Consider the following 17,677-nt stretch of genomic DNA (forward strand, 5'->3'; position numbering starts at 1 on the left):
ATTGCGCTTGCCGAGGGAATTGATTTTTATCAATCTCCTTACGTGATTCTTTTTTATTATCTATCCTCTATCCTTGGCCTACTCGCGGGAAATATGTTCAATTATACCGCCATTATTCTTTCCCAAAGTATTTCTAATTCTGATACTTTTTCCGGATGGGTATTCTTCTTCGTATGTTTTCCTCTTCTATTTTTGAGTTTTACTGCAGGAAGATTATTGGATAAATATTCCAGAAAATGGCTTCTTGCAGCCGCACAGATATCGATGGCCTGCGGTTCCGGGTTTGCAGCCTTGGCATTACATTTGGGTTGGATCTCTCCGGGAAAACCCTATCTTCTTCTTGTGTCCTCGGTTCTTTCCGGAATCGGACTTTCTTTCGTGATGCCTGGAAGATTCGCTATACTCGGAGATCTATTAGAACATTCTAAAATAGGAAAACATAGTGTTTGGTTAAACACCCTTGTTCTTTTTGGATACGGCCTCGCTCCTTTAGTCGCCGGATATTTTAAGGAATACTTCTCCTTTAAATATGTTTTTATAAGCATTGGTTCCGCATATGTTTTGAGTGTTTTCTTTTTGATCTTGATCCCGGTCCAGATGAGAGAAAGAAGCCAAATTTCTTCCGGACCTGGGATCTCTGAACTAATTACATATTTAAAAGATTCTCCTTTAGTATCTCAGTTCTTATTGCTTATGGGTGCAGTGGTTCTGTTAGTCGGTCCGGTCCAGGTCCTTCTTCCTAAATACGCCAAGGAAATTTTGGGATTGAGTGAAGGACAAAGAGGAGCTTTGCTTTCCGCTTTGGGAGTAGGCCTTGTGATCGGAGGAGGAGCTACATTTCTTCTTCATGGTTTAAGGAAGAAGGGGCATATTCTTTTCGGATCCGCGTTATTCAGTTGTTTTCTATTTTCACTGATCCCTTTTCTTGCGGATAGTTTGGTGCTGACTGCGGTTTGTTTTTTTGTGTTTGGGTTTATGACCGGTGTGATCATCACTCTCATTCCGGCGGGGATCCAACAAAATACGGAAAATCATATCAGAGGAAGGATACTTTCTCTTTATAGCCTGGTCTTTCTTTTGGTACCTGCATTCTCCGGAATTTTATCCGGATTTTTCTCGGATAGGATTGGAATTCCTTCTACATTTGTTTGGTCCGGGTTTTTGGAAATGGGAGCATTGGTTTACCTCAGTTGGAGAATGGACCAGGTAAGAAGCCATTATTAGAGACGCGGAGAGGGCAGAATGGAGAGTTTTCTCACTTAAAGACGAAAGAGTCGTGGCGGGTGGTAGAGGTTTAGTAATTTTAGATTTTCTTCCTTACGTAGTTTGTTCTTTTGATTTTGTTAGATTGCTAAATTTTCACGCAAAGGCGCAAAGAAGGGAAGATTCTTATATAAGTTAAGTAAAAGGCTCTTTTTCACTTCGCGGCTTCGCGTGGAAATATATAGATCTGGTTAGTCGATAGAACTAACTACGCGAGAAATAAGATTTAACCCAAAAAACCTTAGTGCCTCCGCGCCTCCGTGCGAAAACCCCTCTAAGGCTCTTTTCAACTCTGTGCCTCACTATTAAACGGTTGCCAAATCGCCCAGGGATCAGGAATTTATATATTATGTTTCAAGGCGTATTTACTGCCATTATTACCCCTTTCCGGAACGGAAAAATAGATTATGATTCCTATTTTTCCCTTTTGGACAAACAGATCCAAGCAAGGGTAAGCGGAGTGGTGCCTTGTGGTACCACTGGCGAATCTCCTACTCTTTCTCATGAAGAACACGCGGAACTGATCCGCGAAACTGTGAAACATGTTAAAAAGCGGATCTTGGTCGTTGCAGGTACTGGTTCTAACTCTACTAGAGAGGCTGTGGAACTGACCGAAGCAGCTTGCAAGGACGGAGTGGACGGAATACTACAGGTTAACCCGTATTATAATAAGCCAACCCAAGAAGGATTATATCTTCACTTCAAGGAGATCGCGGATCATTCTTCCGTGCCTGTGATGTTGTACAATATTCCCGGTAGAACTTCTGTGAATTTATTGCCGGAAACTGTTCTTCGTCTTTCAGAACATCCTAAGATCAGATCCATGAAAGAAGCTACTGGAGATCTAGGACAAATGTCCAAATTGATCTCTCTTGTTGGAGATAAGATGACTGTTCTTTCCGGAGATGATAATCTGACTCTTCCTCTTCTTTCCTTAGGTGGAAAAGGTGTGGTGTCTGTGATCTCGAATCTATTCCCGGAAAGTTTGGTTAAGTTAGTGGAATCTTTTCAAAAAGGGGATGTGACTTCTGCCCAAAAGATCCATTACGATTTTATAGAATTATTTGCATTAGCATTTATAGAAACAAATCCGATCCCGATCAAAGCAGTGATGAGTTGGCATGGATTCTGTTCGGGGGAGATCCGTCTTCCTATGACTTCTCTAAGTGCTGGTCCAGGTGCGGATCGTTTGAAAAAAACGGTTTCCGATCTTTTAGCAAAAGGTTATAAATAAGGAATTCGATTTGGCTCGTAAGAATCGTATCGCAGTCATTGGTGCCTCCGGAAGAATGGGGAAGGCTATTATCCAAGTCCTTGCCCATTCTAAAGTTTCGGAACTTTCCGCTGCAGTTGTAGGTAAGGGTTCCGTTTATTTAGGTTTGGATTCCGGTTTACATTCCGGACTCAAGCAGAATGAAATTTTGTTTTCGGACGATCTTTCTAAATCCATTTCAGAATCGGATACTGTAATCGATTTTTCTATCAGAGAAGTTTTGTCGGATGTTTTGTCCACCTGCAAAGAATTCAAAAAACCAGTTGTGGTCGGAACAACCGGCCTTACGGATTCTCATAAGGAATTATTAAAAGAAACTTCTAAAAATATTCCGATCGTGTATTCTCCTAATATGTCTATCGGGGTGAATCTTCTTTTTAAGCTGACTGAGATAGCCGCGAAAGTGATGGGGGATCTGGCGGATATCGAGATCCAAGATATTCACCATCGTCATAAAAAAGATGCTCCTTCCGGGACTGCGGAAAAACTAAAAGCAATCCTTTTAGAGACCCTTTCTCGAACAGAGTCAAATATTGTACATGGCCGCCATGGTATTCTTCCTGAGAGAGATCCTAAGGAAATAGCGATCCATACTCTTAGAGCCGGAGAAGTCATAGGGGATCATACCGTCTATTTTTTCACTCCAGAGGAAAGGGTGGAAATTTCCCATAAGGCCCAGGACAGAAAAACATTTGCAGTCGGTTCCGTAAAAGCCGCCGAATTTTTGATCGGTAGAGAAAAAGGCCTCTACGATATGTTCTCCGTATTAGGGTTATAAGGTTCCTGGAATGGATTTTTTAAAAAATATCAGTTTATTCCAAAATGATAAGTTCGGGATCGTAATGATCCTGGATATTCTGATCGTTAGTTTTTTAATCTATCAATTCTATTCCACCATCCGCAGGACAAGAGGGGTCCAACTTCTTTTGGGTATCGGTCTTATCTGGGTGCTTGGTATTTTTGCCCAGACTTTGAATTTTGAACTTTTAGATTGGATCATAGACAATATCCGTCCTGCTCTCGTGTTCGCGATCATAGTTCTGCTTCAGCCGGAACTTCGTAAGATCACCGGCGATATGGCAAGGCTCAGATTATTCCGCCCTTTCCTTTTAAAAACCGCCACCGACTTGGATGAGATTGTAGAAGCATCCAAGATCATGGCTAAAAACAAAACCGGTTCTTTGATCGCAATCGTTAGAGAGCATAGTCTCAAAGATATTGCAGAGCAGGCGGTCCAACTGGACGCAATTCTTTCTACAAGTCTTCTTCTTACCATATTTAAAAAGAATACCGCACTCCATGATGGTGCAGTCATTATAGAACAGAACCGAATCGCATGTGCAGGTGCGTTCTTGCCGATGGCGCAGAACTTGGACGATGCTCGTATGGGTGCAAGACATAGAGCCGCGCTCGGGATCGCAGAAGAATCCGATGCAGTTATCGTAGTAACTTCCGAAGAAACTGGAGAAATTTCAGTCTGTCATGATGGCGAAATGATCCATCCGGTAAAGCCGATCGAGCTGAAAAATCTTTTGAATACAATCCTTCAAGAAAAGAAAGTAGGACCGGGAAATCCAAGTACGGATAAAAAGTTTGAATCGGAAGAAGCAGGGGAGTCTCATGATTAAGGCCCTTCTGAATAACTGGCAGGCAAAACTCGGTTCTATTATTCTTGCCACACTATTCTATATCAATTTACAAAATTCTAAAATTCTCGTAAGAGAAGTGAATATCAAGATAGAATATCCTAAATTAAGCGGTGGATTGCTCATCGCTAAAGGATCGGACACTACTTTTCCTGTTAAGGTGGAAGGTGTGCGAGATTATGTGAACTTTTACACTCCTTCCTTAAAGGCATATATTTCACCTGCGGATCTTCATCCGGGGGAGAATATAGTAAATGTTGTCCGATTCGGTGGAACTACTCCAGGTTTAAGAATTTCTAAAATTCCAGGGAAGGACAAGGTCCGCATCATAGTTGAATCTAATGTAAGTAGGACTCTTATAATAGAGCCTAAACTTGCTGGAGATCCTCCTAAAGATTATATTAAATCTTCTCATTTTGTTTCCCCTACGAGTCTCGTAGTTGTAGGAAATCCTTCTGAGTTCGATAAGGTGGGAAGGGTAGTCAATCTACCTTCTATCTCTCTGAAAGATAAAACCAAAACATTCACTCAGAAATTTAAGGTCCCGGACCTTCCTGCAGGTTTGAGATATAGGGATAATGTAAAAGAAGTTTCCGTAACAGTGAATATCGTAGCGGATTCTTCTACTCCAGGAGAAAGTATAGTCTTAGGTGTTCCTGTAAAATGCCAGAACTTGGATAAAAGTCTGGAAGCGGAATTTTCTGAACAGGAAGTTTCCGTAAAACTACAATCCAAAACTCCGTTACGAAGTATCCAGATCATCAAGGGTCTGAATGCAAGTGTAGTATGTTCTCATAAATATGATCCCAAAGCCAAAAAGATCCTTCCAGATGGTAAACCAGTGGTCGCAAAAGTACGTTTGGAAAAAGCACCTAGTTTAAAATCCGTTGAGATCCAAGGAGTTTTTCCAGATCGAATTTCCATACTGTATCGAGTCCGCCCCGATATAGGATCAGGTGGAACTGGAAGTGAAGATGGGGGAGATGGAAACTCGGATCCGGGCTCGGAAGAACCTCTGCCGGAGCCTGAGGAAGAATGAAGATCACCATTGGGAATGATATTGTAGAAAATTCCAGGATCAGGGACTTACTCGATAAACATGGAGAAAGATTTCTGAAAAGAGTATTTTCAGAAACTGAGATCGCTTACTGTTCCGGCAGAAAAGATCCTGTTCCTCATCTTAGCGGAAGATTCTGTGTAAAAGAAGCATTCATCAAGGCGATAGAACCTGGGCATAAGGTGATCCTTGATATGAGAGAAATCGAACTTTTCGGGAAAGAATTCGGAAAAAAAGAATTGGTACTTCACGGAAAATCGAAAGAATTGTTCCTCGAGAAAGGCTATAGCGGTGTTTCCGTATCCATCAGCCATGCGGAAAATTATTCCACTGCAGTTGTCGTTCTCTATAAGGAGTGAGCTAGATGGTCACCGAGTCTTTTAAACAAACTCTTAAATTGTACGACGAAGGTCTCGCACTGTACAAGAATAGAAAGTTCAAGGAAGCTTGGGAACTGTTCAAAAAAGCAGTAGAGATCACTCCGAACGACGGGCCTTCTAAAAAATATATAGGACGCTGCGAAGCATTTATCGCGAATCCTCCACCTGAAGATTGGGATGGGGTTTTCGAGATGAAAACGAAATAATCTGGTATCATGTCAAAAAAAGCCGCAACCGCATCCAAACCAAGTCGCACTGTAACCGAATTCGGGACTATCTCCACTGTTTTAGGAAGAGAAACCCATTTTTCAGGCATCCTGAACTTCAAAAAACCTTTGGAGATCTCGGGTGAATTCCAAGGAGAAATAGAATCCGAAGGATTTCTTTTAGTAAGCGAAGGAGCAAAGGTCAGAGCCAATATCAAGGCAGGGACTGTAATCGTTGGTGGAGAGATCACAGGTAATGTGATCGCTACCCAAAGATTAGAAATGCTTCCAAGCGGTAAGGTAAACGGAAACATCAAAACTGCTAAGCTGCAGATCGCTGACGGTGTGATCTTCGAAGGCAACTGCGAGATGATCCTGCCTAATAAGGATTGACCCTTAGGTTTGACCTGGAAAATTGGTATCTGCTAGCCCGAAACGACCTATAGATGGCGGAAAAGCGGCCAAAATCGCATTAGCCATATTTTTAGGAACCTTGGCCGGAGCCGTAGTCGGAGTAATCATCGACAACGTTTTTGGGGTCCATATCCTCTCCGTCTACCTCTTACAAGAACCGGTTCGGCTGGAACTTTACGTAATTAAAGTCGAAGCACAAGTTACCCCTGCAAGTCTCTTGGGACTTGTGGCGACATTGTTCTTCGTACTAAAAAAGGGGTAAACAACTCATGTCAGTAATTTCCATGAAAAACCTTCTGGAAACCGGAGTTCACTTCGGTCACCAGACAAGAAAATGGAATCCGAAAATGGCTCCGTATGTCTTCACAGCAAGAAACGGGATCCATATCATCGACCTTCAAAAGACCGTTCAAAAAGCTAAAGAAGCTTACGACGCGTTGAAGAAGATTACTTCCGAAGGAAAAAAAGTCCTATTTGTAGGAACTAAAAAACAAGCGAGAGGAGCTATCGAAAGAGAAGCACTCCGTTGTAGCATGTTCTTCATCAATAACCGCTGGCCGGGCGGACTTTTAACTAACTGGAATACAGTTAAAAAATCCATCGCTCGTTTGAAAAAACTAGAGGGAATGGAAACGGATAATAGCTTCGAAAAAGAAGTTAAAACTAAAAAAGAAATTCTATCTCTTCGTAGAGAGCTAGACAAACTCCGCAAAACTCTGGGCGGGATCAAGGACATGAATAGCATTCCTGAAATTCTTTTCGTGATCGATCCTAAGAAAGAAGAGATCGCAGTAAAAGAAGCTCGTAAACTTGGTTTGAAAATTTTCGCAGTGGTTGATACTAACTGTGATCCTGAGTTGATCGACTATCCAATCCCAGGTAATGACGACGCGATTCGCGCGATCTCCTTATTCCTCGAAACCATGTCTAACGCGGTAATTGAAGGAACAGGTGGAGTTGTTGAACAACCTCGCTTCAGCGAAGATCTTGATTCAGAAGCACTTGCTCTTGAATACCAAGGTGAATACGACGAAAGCGGTAAGTTCATTATGGACGAGGATCCAATTGCTTCTAAAAAAGAAGAAGCACCGGCGGCTCCTGCTCCAGCTGCGACTCCAGCACCAGAAGCTCCTGCTGCTATTGAAATCGATAAAGGCGAGTAAGAGGGAAGATAATGTCAGCATCTACTACCGACCTTATTAAGGAATTAAGAGACCGCACCGGTGCGGGATTGATGGATTGTAAAAAAGCTCTTATAGAGAATAATAACGATCTAGACAAATCTGCAGATTGGTTGCGTGAAAAAGGGATCGCTAAGGCTTCTAAAAAAGCAGGACGCGTGACCAAAGAAGGAAGAAATATTTCCTATATCCACGGAGACGGAAAGATCGGAGTTCTACTCGAGCTCAACTCTGAGACTGACTTCGTTGCACGTAACGAGGCTTTCGAAGCTCTCGGTAAAGAGATCTGTCTGCAAATCGCAGCTATGGCTCCATTATACGTAAGCGAAGAACAAGTTCCTGCAGAAGATATCGAGCGCGAAACTAAGGTTTTAGAAGCTCAATTAAAAGAAGAAGGTAAAAAACCGGAACAGATCGAAAAGATCATTCCGGGAAAAATCAAAAAGTATTTCTCCGAAGTATGCCTTTTGAACCAAGCCTTCATCAAGGATAACACTAAGACCGTTGACGATCTGGTTAAGGAAGCTATTGCGAAATTCGGTGAAAATATCATCGTAGCTCGTTTTGCTCGTTTCCAGGTAGGCGGCGCATAAACCTTGGCCGAGGAAACTTCTAAGTATAAGCGGATCTTAATTAAACTCTCCGGCGAGGCTCTTGCCGGGGAGGGAGAGTTTGGGATTGATAGTAATAAAGCCCATTCACTCGCAGAAGAGATCAAAGAAGTTCATTCTTTAGGAGTAGAGATTGCTCTGGTTGTCGGAGGGGGAAACCTGATCCGAGGAGCAAATCTCGCTAAGGTGGGGATGGACCAAGCCACCGCAGATTATATGGGGATGCTCGCTACCATCCAAAACGCATTGGCTCTACAAGACGCATGCGAAAAAAAAGGACTCTATACTAGAGTTCAGTCAGCAATCGATATTCATTCTATCGCAGAAAGTTATATTCGTCGCAGGGCGGTCCGACACTTGGAAAAGAAAAGGATCGTGATCTTTGCAGGCGGAATAGGTAACCCTTATTTTACTACCGATACCGCAGCAAGTTTAAGAGCGGTAGAAGTGGGATGCGAAGTGATCCTTAAGGCCACTAAGGTGGACGGGGTTTACGAAGCGGATCCTAAAAAAGATCCAAGTGCTAAAAGATATACTCATATCTCCTTTATGGAATCCATCAAACGTAGATTGAAAGTTATGGATTCTACTGCTCTCAGCCTTTGTATGGAAAACAATATGTCAATAATCGTATTTGACATTTTTAAGCGGGGCAATTTAAAAGATTTGGTTCTCGGGGACAAAAAAATAGGTACCCTGATTTCTAACTCGGAGGATATTCGGATCGATGGCGAATGAAGAAGTAATCAGCGCAATGAAGTCCAAGATGGATAAAACCGTGGAACTCCTAAAAAAGGATTTCGCGGGAGTCCGGACGGGCAGGGCGAACCCTGCATTGATCGAAGATCTTAGAGTGGAATATTACGGAACTCCTACTCCAATCAACCAGTTGGGAAATATCTCCGCTCCGGAACCTAGACTTCTGGTAGTTTCTCCTTATGATAAGGGAACTATGAAAGATATCGAAAAGGCAATCCAAGCTTCCGGACTAGGACTACAACCTACGAACGACGGGGTTGTAATTCGTATCATCATCCCGGAACTTACCGGCGAAAGACGTAAAGAATTGGCAAAAGTGGTAAAATCCAAATCGGAAGAGAAGAAGGTCGCTGTAAGAAACATCCGCCGTGATGCTATGGAAGATCTTAAAAAACATTCCGAAGGAATTTCCCAAGACGAATTGAAAACTCTACAAGACCAGGTGCAAAAAATTACGGATTCTTATATTGATAAAGTTTCCGCAATTACCGCTGAAAAAGAGAAGGAAATCACTACGGTCTAAGCTTGGCTTCTTCCAAAAAAAAAATCCCCCGTCACGTGGCCGTCATCATGGATGGGAACGGAAGATGGGCGACATCTAAGGGACTTTCCAGATCCGAAGGACATAGAGCAGGAGCGGACGCAATTGACCGTCTCATGGACTCCAGTCTTTCCTTAGGTTTAGAAGTAGTTTCTCTATACGCATTCTCCACAGAAAACTGGAAACGTCCGATCACGGAGATCAGATCCATATTCAATCTTTTGGTGGAATTTATAGATTCCCGTTTGGATACGATCAACGCCAAGGGGATCAGAATATTACATTCAGGTTCTAGAAAAAAGTTAAGCTCTTTGGTTTTATCTAAAATCGATCATGCAGCTGAGATCACCCGCAAAAACCGCAAATTAACCGTGAACTTTTGTTTAAATTACGGGTCACAGGAAGAGATTTTAAACGCGTTTTCCAGATTAGCGGAAGAAAGAAAGAAGAAGTCCATCTCCATCCAAAAACCGATCAGCACAAAAGAACTCGAAAAATATTTGTATACGTACCCCCTTCCGGCAGTAGATTTATTGATTAGAACTGCTGGGGAGAGGAGATTATCCAATTTCCTTCTATGGCAATCCGCTTATGCGGAGCTTTTTTTTACTGAAAATCTTTGGCCTGAATTCGGAGACAAGGATCTGAGAGAGGCGCTGGATTGGTTCCGGGGAAGGACCCGAAAATTCGGAGGTTTAGAGAATGGGTGAAACTACAAAAAGGATCCTTTCTGCGGCTGTGCTCGTAGCGCTCTACCTGTTCATGATCTTTTACAGGGATTTTTATTATTTACAAACTCTGGTAATACTTCTGGTCGCAGGAGTGATAGGTCTGACAGAATTTTATAGGCTTTCCGATAGAGGCCAGGATGGAAGACCTTTCAAGGGAACCGGAATATTCTTCTTTATTATAATATTATTAATTTATTATTTTAGATTTGTAGCTTCTCAGAATAAATTCGAGCCGCCTATTTTCTTCCAGACACATTTTAAACTGTTTGTACCTAGTTTTGACGCGGTAACCTTCTCCTTTGTATTACTTTTCTTTTTCAGTTTCCTTCTCCAAATTTTAAGAAGGCCATTGGATGGTGCAATCTTCTCCGTTAGTTCCACGATTTTAGGAGTGGTTTATGCGGCACTTCCATTAGGGCATTTATTTCTTCTTTTGGGAATGAACCAAGGGATATACTATGTATTCCTAGTTTCCGTTGCAACATTCCTCACCGACGTGGGAGGATATTTCGGCGGACGTTGGTTCGGTAGAAATCCGGCAGGACTTGCGATCTCTCCTAAAAAGACCTGGGAAGGTTATGTTTCCGGGATTATAGTTGCGATCGGTTCCGTTTTTTTACTGAATATTCTTTGGGAAAGAAGCACCGGCGTTACTCCTTTAGTTTCAGGTGCGGAAGTATTTTTAGTTTCCTTGATTTTATCTTTAGTGGGCATCGTAGGGGACTTATTAGAATCTGCGATGAAAAGAGACGCTAAGGTAAAAGATTCTGGGAATTTGATCCCGGGACATGGTGGGATTTTGGACAGAGCTGACGCCTTACTTTTAACAGTTCCTATCCTTTATTTTTATCTCCAGATCAAGGTCGCTCTGGGATTTCCGGTCTAACTAACAATATGAAAAGAGGCGTCTCTATACTGGGTGCCTCCGGATCGGTAGGGGAGTCCACTCTCAAAATACTCCGCCAATTTCCGGAAGAGTTTCGGTTAATATCTTTTAGCGTACATTCTAATTTACAAAAAGCGGAATCTATTGCGAAAGAATTCCAACCGGATGTTTTGTGTATCAGTTCGGAAACTGCAGACCGAACTATTCTCGGAAATAAGATCGGAAATACTAAGGTATTATACGGATCTAAAAGTTTAGAAGAGATCGTTTCTGATCCAGAATGTGAAACCGTTGTTACTGCAGTTGTCGGTGCGAGCGGGATTCGTCCTACTGTTGCAGCAATCCGTGCCGGCAAAAAGATCGGGATCGCAAATAAGGAAACCTTAGTAAGTTGCGGACCTTATATCAGAAGTTTATTAGAAAATTCTAAATCATCTCTGGTTCCTGTAGACTCGGAACATAATGCACTTTTTCAACTTCTTGAAAATATGAAGAAGGATTCACTCGAAAGAATAGTCCTAACTGCTTCCGGTGGGCCTTTTCGTAAACTTCCGGTAGAGGATCTTCCAAAAGTAACGATTGAACAGGCTCTCAAACATCCTACCTGGAATATGGGGCCAAAGATCACGATCGATTCAGCAGGGATGATCAATAAAGGATTAGAAGTGATAGAGGCTCATTTCCTTTTTGGATTCTCTTACGATAAGATAGGTGTGGTCATTCATCCTCAAAGTGTGGCCCATGGTTTGGTCGAGACCAAGGATGGAGCGAGTTTTGTATATGCTTCTTATCCTGATATGATCTTTCCTGTAGCTCATTCATTATATTATCCTAAAATAGTTCCCAACGTTTTGAGATCTCATCCCGCTACTTCTTGGGGAACTCTGGAATTTTTAGAGCCGGACATGGAAAGATATCCAGGTTTGGCGCTGGCGTACGAGGCAGGAAGGGCAGGGGGCACCGCTCCTTCTATCTTCAATGCTTCTAACGAAGTAGCTGTGGAATTGTTCTTACAAGGTAAAATTCTTTTTACCGATATTCCTTCTCTCATACGGAATGTTTTGGAAAAAATCCCAAATTCGTTTCCAAACGATTTAGAAGGATATGAAGAAGCGGATAGAAAGGCCAGAGAGTTGGCCTTCCATTTCTCTAAAGATAAGGTAGTGAATTTATGTTAGCAGATATTCTCGGCATCGTATTTATGCTGGCCCTTTGTATTTTTATCCATGAGCTGGGCCATTTGATCATGGGTTGGGTCGTAGGCGTAAAGGCCAGGATCTTCTCCATTGGATATGGAAAAGGGATTTGGAAAAAGAAAATCGGTGAGACTACTTTTCAAGTCACAGGAATTCCGTTAGGCGGTTATGTTCTATTCAAGGGAGATGAAGGTGGAGCATTAAAAGGGGAAAAAGGAGAATTTTTATCCACTCCTCCTCTTAAAAGAATGATCCCTGTTTTCGGCGGTCCCTTATTCAATTTGATCCTCGGATTTTTTATCATCTTCGGTTTATACGCGATCGGCTATTCTCCTGCTGGAACTAAAATTTATATAGAACCTGCGATAAATGAATATTCTTCCGGATACCAAGCAGGCTTAAGAAGTGGAGATAAGATCATCTCCGTAAACGGGACCAAAACGGAATCCAAATACGAATTATTATCCGAGCTTGGACTTGCTCGTGGAAAAGATATCCAACTCAAGGTAGAGAGAGAAGGAAAAGAATTAGAATTTCATTTTGCCGATCCTCAGATCGGTGTTGATTTTGCAGGAGAAAGACTCGTGCAAGTGGACTTCGGATACGGTTCCACTCTTAGTCATTGGTTCTTGAAAAAACTTTCCTTCTTGGATCCGAATGGAGAAGCGGCAGAATATAGAAAACAAAGAGAAAGAAAGGCAGCGTTGGATCCTAAACTTTCTCCTCGTGAACTCGCATTACAAGAAGCAAGACTAAACAAAGAAGCAATCGAATCCAGAGCCTTGGATTATTTGAACGACGGAGACAGGATCTTATCCGTAAACGGGATAGAAGTCCATACCGTTCCGGAGTTACAACGTACTCTCGGAAAATTCCAAAACGAAAAAGTTAAATTAGAAGTGGATCGTAAAACGTATCCATTGCTCAATCCATGGACTCGTGAAAAAGCAGAAGTGGAGATGACTCCTCTTGCCGCATTCGTTGTGGAATTAAAGGATGTTCGAGATAGAAAATATCCTGAGATCCCAATTAGCACAATCAGTCTCAGAAGCCATGATCCTGAAATTAAGCTTAAACTTCTAAGTTTAAAAATAGACGGTAAGTCTTTTGCGGATCTGGAAGATTTCAAAAAAACTGTCCAATCTCAAATCGGCAAAAGGGTTCAGTTAGAAGTCCAAGGTCAGGTCTGGGATACAACACTCGGATTCTACCAAATTGGTCTTTTAGGTTTCACTGCTAAGATGCACGTGAAAGAAGAAAGTATGGACCGAAAACTTTCCTTCGGAGAGGCATTTTTACAATCCGGCAAAGACGTAGGGAAAATGATCAGCGATAACCTGAGAGGACTCGGGATGATCTTTTCAGGAAGATTGAAGGTAAAAGACAGCGTTTCCGGCCCAGTGGGACTTGCTAAAGTTTCCGTTCAATTTTTAGAAGACGGTTTTTATTCTTACTTTCAGTTCGTGGCATTTATTTCGATCGCTTTAATGATAATGAATTTACTTCCGATTCCTGTGGCCGACGGTGGACATATCGTTTTTTTCACATACGAGGCGATCGCCGGTAGACCTTTGCCGATGGCTGTTCAAGAACAGGTTTTGAGATTGGGTTTCTTCTTCCTTCTATCCTTAGGCCTCTATGTGACTTATCACGATTTCTTAAGATAATCGAGAGTCATGAGAGCATCTAAATATTTAGTACCTACGGAAAAAGAAAATCCTTCGGACGCGGTAGTCGCTTCCCATAGGCTGATGATACGCGCCGGCCTGGTTAGAAAATCAGGCTCTGGGTTTTATTTTTTCCTACCATTAGGGTTACGTATCCTTAAAAAAATAGAGAATATTGTCCGCGAAGAAATGGACGCAACCGGTGCATTGGAATTCGAACTTCCGATCATGACACCTTCCGAGTTTTGGGAACAATCAGGAAGATGGAGTGTAATGGGTCCGGAAATGATGAGAGTCAAAGATCGTCATGACCAATGGTATGCTCTTGGCCCAACTCACGAGGAATCTTTTTCGTATTTAGTAAAACCTCTACTGAAATCATATAAGGATCTGCCTATCAATGTGTATCAGATCCACACCAAGTTTAGAGATGAGATCCGCCCTAGGTTCGGAGTAATCCGTTCTAGAGAGTTTATTATGAAAGATGCATATTCTTATCATCTGGACGAGGCTTCTTTAGACGCTACTTATCAGGATATGAGAACTGCGTATCGCAAAATTTTCCAACGTTGCGGTTTGAAAACAATTCCTGTCCAAGCAGATTCTGGAACAATGGGTGGCTCCGCCTCCGAAGAATTTATGGTGGTTTCTCCTATTGGAGAAGAGACACTTCTTCTTTGTGGTGACTGCGGTTATAATTCTAATAGTGAAAAAACTCCTTTTATCGCAAAAGCAGAAGATTCTCCTAAGGGTCCTAAGGACAAAAAGGATATAGCAACTCCAGGCAAAAAGTCCATCGAAGATGTTGCTTCTTTTTTAAATGTTCGCCCTCAGGATACTATCAAGGCGGTTGCTTTTCATAACGGAAAAGAGAAACTGTTGGTATTCCTACGTGGGGACCTTGAACTGAATGAGCATAAACTTAAATCTTATTTAAAATGGTCTGACCTGGACATGATTCCAGAACCAGAATTAAAAAGTTCTAATTTAGTTCCTGGGTTTATCGGTCCTTCAGATGTAGGTGCCGGATTTAAGATAATTTTAGATTCTTCTATCCAAAAAGACGGCGCCTATATTGTGGGCGGAGGAAAAGAAGATTTCCATATCCAAGGATATGTTCCTTCTTCCGAGATCAAAATTCCATACGAAACTGCAGATGTGGCTCTTGCTAGAGAGGGAGATCCTTGTCCTACTTGTGCAAAAACCTTAAAAGCAGAGAAGGGAATAGAAGTAGGTCATATCTTCAAACTCGGAGATAAATATACTAAGTCTTTTCAGATCCAGGTATTAGACCAACAAGGTAAGGCAAAAACTCTTACTATGGGGTGTTATGGTATCGGTGTAAATCGCACCATGGCAACAGTTATAGAACAATGTAATGATGATAAGGGTATTTACTGGCCGATCAGTATTGCACCTTTTGAGATCGGTCTTGTGACTCTCACAAAAGGTGATGAACAAGATGCAAAAGCGTTAGAATTTTACGAAAATTTAAAGAACGAAGGTTTCGAGGTTTTTTGGGATGAAAGAGATCTCGGACCTGGATTCAAGTTCAAGGATTCTGAATTGATCGGATTTCCAATCAGGATCACTGTTGGTAAAAAGTTTTTCGAATCCGGAGAAATTTCCATCTATAATCGTAAAGCCGATAAGGATGAAACTTTCAAATTCACAGACTTCGATGATCTGAATACAAGAGTAGAAAACCTACGTCAGGAATTATACCAGGAGTTGTTGGGAGATTAATCCCTTCAAAAACTGTCATGGCTAAAGAACGCAGCTTCACTGAAAAAGAAGGATACTTCGGAGATTTTGGAGGAAGATATTCCCCTGAGATCTTGACCGAAGCATTGATCGAGTTGGAAGATACTTACAATAAACTCCGTAAGGATAAAAAATTCCAAAAGGATCTGGAGTTTTATAGAAGGAATTATATCGGAAGACCTTCTCCTCTGACATACGCAGAGAAGCTGACCAAGGCCTGGGGCGGAGCTAAAATCTGGCTAAAACGTGAGGACCTAAATCATACTGGTGCTCATAAGATCAATAATACGATCGGCCAAGCTCTTATTGCAAAGGCAATGGGCAAACGTAGGATCATTGCGGAAACTGGAGCAGGCCAACACGGAGTGGCAACCGCAACGGTAGGTGCATTATTCGAATTTGAAACTGCTATTTTCATGGGAGAAGAAGATCTCCGCCGCCAAAAGTTGAATGCGATCCGCATGCAGATGCTTGGCGCAAAAGTGATCGGAGTTTCTTCCGGGACTGCAACTTTAAAAGACGCCACTTCAGAAGCGATGAGAGACTGGGCATTAAATGTTTCTAATACTCATTATATAGTAGGCTCGGTGATCGGGCCTCATCCATTTCCTACTATCGTTCGCGATTTTCAAAAAGTGGTGGGCGACGAATCCAAAAAACAATTCAAAAAAGAAAATGATAAACTTCCGGATGCGGTCGTTGCCTGTGTAGGCGGCGGTTCCAACGCGATGGGAATGTATTATGCATTTCTAAATGATAAAAAAGTAAAACTGTACGGAGTGGAAGCCGGGGGAAGGGGACCTTCTCCTGGAGAACATTCCGCTACTATGCTTTTTGGTAAGACAGGATTTTTACACGGTACCAAAACTTTGGTTATCCAAGACGATGGTGGACAAGTAGTGCCTGCTCATTCCGTTTCCGCTGGATTAGATTATCCGGGTGTTGGGCCGGAGCATGCTCATTTACATTCTTCCGGAAGAGTGAAATACGAAACTGTTTCCGACCAGGGAGCCTTGGACGCATTCATGGAAGTATGTAGGGTAGAAGGTATCATCCCTGCATTAGAAACTGCTCATGCTTTCCGATTTGCCAAAGACCTTGCAAAGGAGCTTGGAAAGAAAAAAGATATTCTGATCTGTCTTTCCGGAAGAGGAGACAAGGACGTGGCTGAAGTAGCAAGACTTGTTGGTCTTTCTCAAGGAGATTTGATTTGAGCGCGATTAAGAGCGTTTTTTCAGATTCAAAAAGCGCATTCATTCCTTATATTTCTTTAGGAGATCCGAACTATGATCTATGCGTAGATTGGGCGGATGCTCTTATAAGAGGTGGCGCTGATATTTTAGAATTGGGGATCCCATTCTCTGATCCAGTAGCAGATGGACCGGTGATCCAAAAGGCATTCAAACGTGCTCTTGCGAATCCATTCTCTATGGATACAATTTTGGGAACCACTGAGAAGATACATTCTTTACATCCTCATATTCCTCTGGTGTATCTAACGTATTTTAATCCGATCTTTCATTATGGTTTCGAGAAGTTTGCAGAGAAGGCCAAGATAGCAGGTATACAAGGTATGATCATCCCTGATCTTCCTTACGATACCCCTGAGACTGACGAATTATTCAAATCTTTGAAACGAAGAGGAGTGGATTTGATCCATTTGGTAACTCCTGCTACTCCTTTGAATCGTATGAAAGGAATTCGTGATTTTGCATCAGGATTTATCTATTACGTAACTTCTTATGGAGTAACTGGAGAAAGAAAATCCATTTCTGCGGATCTGGAAGACAGGATCAAAACTACTAAGGAAGTTTTTTCCCTTCCTGTGAGTGCAGGATTTGGGATCTCTGCTCCTGATCAGGCGAAAGAAATTTCCCAATATGCCGACGGGATCATTATAGGTTCCGCGGTACAAAGGATCATAGAAGAGAATGGTTCTAATCCTAGTCTTTGCAGAAAAAAACTGGAAGAATACGCACAATCGATTTCCGGTTCTTTGAGAGGAAAAAACCGCTAAAACTCTTTCTTCCAGTCGATATTTTCTTTCCTGAACCTGGGAAGAAAATTGACGAAACCGTCCCGGTAGAGAGAATCTTCCGGAT

At 42.1% G+C, this 17,677-nt stretch carries 20 protein-coding genes; all 20 read left to right on the forward strand.

Annotated elements, in window-relative coordinates:
• Positions 1-42: 42 nt before the first annotated feature.
• The 20 genes from EHO65_RS02325 (at position 43) to trpA (ending at position 17,592) form a co-directional block, all read left to right on the forward strand.
• Positions 43-1,224 carry an MFS transporter gene (locus EHO65_RS02325; RefSeq protein WP_135772603.1) on the forward strand — a complete coding sequence of 394 codons (1,182 nt, stop codon included), beginning with the start codon at positions 43-45 and terminating at the stop codon, positions 1,222-1,224.
• 388 nt (positions 1,225-1,612) lie between these two features.
• The gene (gene dapA / locus EHO65_RS02330; protein WP_135772604.1) at positions 1,613-2,497 is read left to right on the forward strand and encodes a 4-hydroxy-tetrahydrodipicolinate synthase; all 885 of its coding nucleotides are present in this window, start codon (positions 1,613-1,615) and stop codon (positions 2,495-2,497) included.
• Positions 2,498-2,507: 10 nt separating this feature from the next.
• Positions 2,508-3,314, forward strand: a complete 807-nt coding sequence (gene dapB, locus EHO65_RS02335; RefSeq protein WP_135772605.1) for a 4-hydroxy-tetrahydrodipicolinate reductase — start codon at positions 2,508-2,510, stop codon at positions 3,312-3,314.
• Positions 3,315-3,324: 10 nt separating this feature from the next.
• Positions 3,325-4,164, forward strand: coding sequence for a diadenylate cyclase CdaA (gene cdaA, locus EHO65_RS02340; RefSeq protein WP_135772606.1), 840 nt, complete (start codon positions 3,325-3,327; stop codon positions 4,162-4,164).
• The gene (locus EHO65_RS02345; protein WP_135772607.1) at positions 4,157-5,221 is read left to right on the forward strand and encodes a YbbR-like domain-containing protein; all 1,065 of its coding nucleotides are present in this window, start codon (positions 4,157-4,159) and stop codon (positions 5,219-5,221) included. The genes cdaA and EHO65_RS02345 overlap by 8 nt, the downstream gene beginning before the upstream one ends.
• Positions 5,218-5,598, forward strand: coding sequence for a holo-ACP synthase (gene acpS, locus EHO65_RS02350; RefSeq protein ID WP_135772608.1), 381 nt, complete (start codon positions 5,218-5,220; stop codon positions 5,596-5,598). Before EHO65_RS02345 ends, acpS begins: the two co-directional genes overlap by 4 nt.
• A 5-nt stretch (positions 5,599-5,603) precedes the next feature.
• Positions 5,604-5,825, forward strand: coding sequence for a tetratricopeptide repeat protein (locus EHO65_RS02355; protein WP_008592471.1), 222 nt, complete (start codon positions 5,604-5,606; stop codon positions 5,823-5,825).
• A 9-nt stretch (positions 5,826-5,834) separates the two neighbouring features.
• Positions 5,835-6,218, forward strand: a complete 384-nt coding sequence (locus EHO65_RS02360) for a bactofilin family protein (protein WP_100709399.1) — start codon at positions 5,835-5,837, stop codon at positions 6,216-6,218.
• Positions 6,219-6,240: 22 nt separating this feature from the next.
• On the forward strand, positions 6,241-6,501 hold the full coding sequence (locus EHO65_RS02365; protein ID WP_208743949.1) for a hypothetical protein: 261 nt from the start codon (positions 6,241-6,243) through the stop codon (positions 6,499-6,501).
• 7 nt (positions 6,502-6,508) lie between these two features.
• Positions 6,509-7,402: a 30S ribosomal protein S2 gene (rpsB, locus tag EHO65_RS02370; RefSeq protein WP_135772609.1), complete on the forward strand. Its 894-nt coding sequence runs from the start codon at positions 6,509-6,511 to the stop codon at positions 7,400-7,402.
• Between the two features lie 11 nt (positions 7,403-7,413).
• Positions 7,414-8,013: a translation elongation factor Ts gene (gene tsf, locus EHO65_RS02375; protein ID WP_100724224.1), complete on the forward strand. Its 600-nt coding sequence runs from the start codon at positions 7,414-7,416 to the stop codon at positions 8,011-8,013.
• Positions 8,014-8,016: 3 nt separating this feature from the next.
• On the forward strand, positions 8,017-8,769 hold the full coding sequence (gene pyrH / locus EHO65_RS02380; RefSeq protein WP_008592152.1) for a UMP kinase: 753 nt from the start codon (positions 8,017-8,019) through the stop codon (positions 8,767-8,769).
• Positions 8,759-9,313 carry a ribosome recycling factor gene (frr, locus tag EHO65_RS02385; RefSeq protein WP_135772610.1) on the forward strand — a complete coding sequence of 185 codons (555 nt, stop codon included), beginning with the start codon at positions 8,759-8,761 and terminating at the stop codon, positions 9,311-9,313. The genes pyrH and frr overlap by 11 nt, the downstream gene beginning before the upstream one ends.
• 2 nt (positions 9,314-9,315) lie before the next feature.
• Positions 9,316-10,041, forward strand: a complete 726-nt coding sequence (locus EHO65_RS02390) for an isoprenyl transferase (RefSeq protein WP_135772611.1) — start codon at positions 9,316-9,318, stop codon at positions 10,039-10,041.
• Complete coding sequence (locus EHO65_RS02395) at positions 10,034-10,948, forward strand: phosphatidate cytidylyltransferase (RefSeq protein ID WP_135772612.1); 915 nt, start codon at positions 10,034-10,036, stop codon at positions 10,946-10,948. The genes EHO65_RS02390 and EHO65_RS02395 overlap by 8 nt, the downstream gene beginning before the upstream one ends.
• Before the next feature lie 8 nt (positions 10,949-10,956).
• Complete coding sequence (gene dxr, locus EHO65_RS02400; RefSeq protein WP_135772613.1) at positions 10,957-12,126, forward strand: 1-deoxy-D-xylulose-5-phosphate reductoisomerase; 1,170 nt, start codon at positions 10,957-10,959, stop codon at positions 12,124-12,126.
• Entirely contained in the window at positions 12,120-13,811 is a 1,692-nt protein-coding gene (locus EHO65_RS02405; RefSeq protein WP_135772614.1) for a site-2 protease family protein, read from the forward strand. The genes dxr and EHO65_RS02405 overlap by 7 nt, the downstream gene beginning before the upstream one ends.
• A 9-nt stretch (positions 13,812-13,820) precedes the next feature.
• Positions 13,821-15,557 carry a proline--tRNA ligase gene (locus EHO65_RS02410; protein WP_135772615.1) on the forward strand — a complete coding sequence of 579 codons (1,737 nt, stop codon included), beginning with the start codon at positions 13,821-13,823 and terminating at the stop codon, positions 15,555-15,557.
• Positions 15,558-15,574: 17 nt separating this feature from the next.
• A complete protein-coding gene (trpB, locus tag EHO65_RS02415; RefSeq protein ID WP_135772616.1) occupies positions 15,575-16,789 on the forward strand; it encodes a tryptophan synthase subunit beta in 1,215 nt (404 codons plus the stop codon).
• Positions 16,786-17,592 carry a tryptophan synthase subunit alpha gene (gene trpA / locus EHO65_RS02420; RefSeq protein WP_135772617.1) on the forward strand — a complete coding sequence of 269 codons (807 nt, stop codon included), beginning with the start codon at positions 16,786-16,788 and terminating at the stop codon, positions 17,590-17,592. Before trpB ends, trpA begins: the two co-directional genes overlap by 4 nt.
• Positions 17,593-17,677: the final 85 nt, after the last annotated feature.

Source organism: Leptospira andrefontaineae, assembly GCF_004770105.1.
Taxonomy (GTDB): Bacteria; Spirochaetota; Leptospiria; order Leptospirales; family Leptospiraceae; genus Leptospira_B; species Leptospira_B andrefontaineae.

What these genes read in the sequence shown, in the direction of transcription:
- dapA (WP_135772604.1), top strand. Translation starts at nt 1,613, where the DNA reads ATGTTTCAAGGCGTATTTACTGCCATTATTACCCCTTTCCGGAACGGA.
- cdaA (WP_135772606.1), top strand. Translation starts at nt 3,325, where the DNA reads ATGGATTTTTTAAAAAATATCAGTTTATTCCAAAATGATAAGTTCGGG.
- EHO65_RS02345 (WP_135772607.1), top strand. Translation starts at nt 4,157, where the DNA reads ATGATTAAGGCCCTTCTGAATAACTGGCAGGCAAAACTCGGTTCTATT.
- acpS (WP_135772608.1), top strand. Translation starts at nt 5,218, where the DNA reads ATGAAGATCACCATTGGGAATGATATTGTAGAAAATTCCAGGATCAGG.
- EHO65_RS02355 (WP_008592471.1), top strand. Translation starts at nt 5,604, where the DNA reads ATGGTCACCGAGTCTTTTAAACAAACTCTTAAATTGTACGACGAAGGT.
- EHO65_RS02360 (WP_100709399.1), top strand. Translation starts at nt 5,835, where the DNA reads ATGTCAAAAAAAGCCGCAACCGCATCCAAACCAAGTCGCACTGTAACC.
- rpsB (WP_135772609.1), top strand. Translation starts at nt 6,509, where the DNA reads ATGTCAGTAATTTCCATGAAAAACCTTCTGGAAACCGGAGTTCACTTC.
- tsf (WP_100724224.1), top strand. Translation starts at nt 7,414, where the DNA reads ATGTCAGCATCTACTACCGACCTTATTAAGGAATTAAGAGACCGCACC.
- frr (WP_135772610.1), top strand. Translation starts at nt 8,759, where the DNA reads ATGGCGAATGAAGAAGTAATCAGCGCAATGAAGTCCAAGATGGATAAA.
- EHO65_RS02395 (WP_135772612.1), top strand. Translation starts at nt 10,034, where the DNA reads ATGGGTGAAACTACAAAAAGGATCCTTTCTGCGGCTGTGCTCGTAGCG.
- dxr (WP_135772613.1), top strand. Translation starts at nt 10,957, where the DNA reads ATGAAAAGAGGCGTCTCTATACTGGGTGCCTCCGGATCGGTAGGGGAG.
- EHO65_RS02405 (WP_135772614.1), top strand. Translation starts at nt 12,120, where the DNA reads ATGTTAGCAGATATTCTCGGCATCGTATTTATGCTGGCCCTTTGTATT.
- EHO65_RS02410 (WP_135772615.1), top strand. Translation starts at nt 13,821, where the DNA reads ATGAGAGCATCTAAATATTTAGTACCTACGGAAAAAGAAAATCCTTCG.
- trpB (WP_135772616.1), top strand. Translation starts at nt 15,575, where the DNA reads ATGGCTAAAGAACGCAGCTTCACTGAAAAAGAAGGATACTTCGGAGAT.